This window comes from Nonomuraea sp. NPDC050310 (assembly GCF_040655795.1).
Taxonomy (GTDB): Bacteria; Actinomycetota; Actinomycetes; order Streptosporangiales; family Streptosporangiaceae; genus Nonomuraea.
On sequence record NZ_JBFAKP010000058.1, the window covers coordinates 1 to 1,461 of the forward strand.

1 protein-coding gene is annotated in these 1,461 nt (G+C 74.4%); it reads left to right on the forward strand.

Going from position 1 to position 1,461, the window contains the following annotated elements; genetic code table 11:
• Positions 1-1,461, forward strand: a 1,461-nt coding sequence (locus AB0I67_RS43115; protein WP_357936796.1) for a succinic semialdehyde dehydrogenase, incomplete at its 5' end; no start/stop codon positions are given.

Sequence of the window (1,461 nt, forward strand, 5' to 3'; positions counted from 1 at the left end):
CCCTACACCGGTCTCCCGCTCGCCGACCTCCCGGTCTCCACACCCGCCGACGTCGAGAACGCCTTCATCAGGGCCCGCGCCGCCCAGGCCGCCTGGGCTCGCACCCCGATCGCCGAGCGCAGGGCCGTCCTGCTGCGCTTCCACGACCTGGTGCTGGCCCGTCAGGAGCAGGCCCTCGACCTGATGCAGGCCGAGAGCGGCAAGACCCGCCGCGACGCCTTCCTCGAAGTGATGGACACCGCGATCACCGCCCGCTACTACGCGCGCAGCGCCGCCAAGCTCCTCGCGCCCCGCCGCCGCCGCGGCGCGATCCCCGTGCTCACCCACACCACCGAACTGCGCCACCCCAAGGGCGTCGTCACGATCATCTCGCCGTGGAACTACCCGCTGAGCATGGCCGCCGGCGACGCCATCCCGGCGCTCATGGCCGGCAACGCCGTCGTCCAGAAGCCCGACACCCAGACCGCGCTCACCGCGTTGTGGGCGCTGGAGCTGATGACCGAGGCCGGCCTGCCCGCCGGGGTGTGGCAGCTGGTGGTCGGGCGCGGCAGTTCCCTCGGGGACACGCTCATGGACGGCGGCGACTACCTGATGTTCACCGGCTCCACCGCCAGCGGCCGCCGGATCGCCCGCGAGGCCGGCGAGCGGCTCATCGGCGCGTCCCTGGAGCTCGGCGGCAAGAACGCCATGATCGTCTGCGACGACGCCGACCTCGGCCGGGCCGCCGACGGCGCCGTCGCCGCCTGCTTCCCGTCCGCCGGGCAGCTCTGCGTCTCCGTGGAGCGGCTGTACGTCGCCGAGCCGGTCCATGACCGCTTCGTCGCCGCGTTCGTCGCCCGGACGGAGCGGCTCAAGCTGGGCGCCGCCTACGACTACACGGTCGACGTGGGCAGCCTCACCACCCCGGCGCAGCTCGCCACCGTCACCGCGCACGTCGAGGACGCCGTCGCCAAGGGCGCTACCGTCCTGGCCGGTGGCCGGGCGCGGCCCGACCTGGGGCCGCTGTTCTACGAACCGACCATCCTCACCGGCGTCACCCCGGACATGACGTTGCACGCGCACGAGACCTTCGGGCCGGTGGTCGCGATCTACTCCGTCCGCGACGACGAGGAGGCCATCGCGCGGGCCAACGCCTCGCCGTACGGGCTGAACGCCAGCGTCTGGTCCCGCAGCGCGGCCCGCGGCCGGGCGGTCGCCGCCCGCGTGCACGCCGGGACCGTCAACGTCAACGAGGCCTTCGCCGCCGCCTGGGGCAGCATCGACGCGCCGATGGGCGGCATGGGCGACTCGGGCCTCGGCCGCCGCCACGGCGCCGACGGCCTGCTCAAGTACACCGAGCCCCAGACCGTGGCGCACCAGCGCCTGCTGGGCTTCTCCCCGCCCGGCCGCGTCTCCCCCGAGGCCTGGGCCGGCCTGCTGACCGGCGCGCTGCGGATCTTGAAGGCGGTCGGCAGCCGCTGA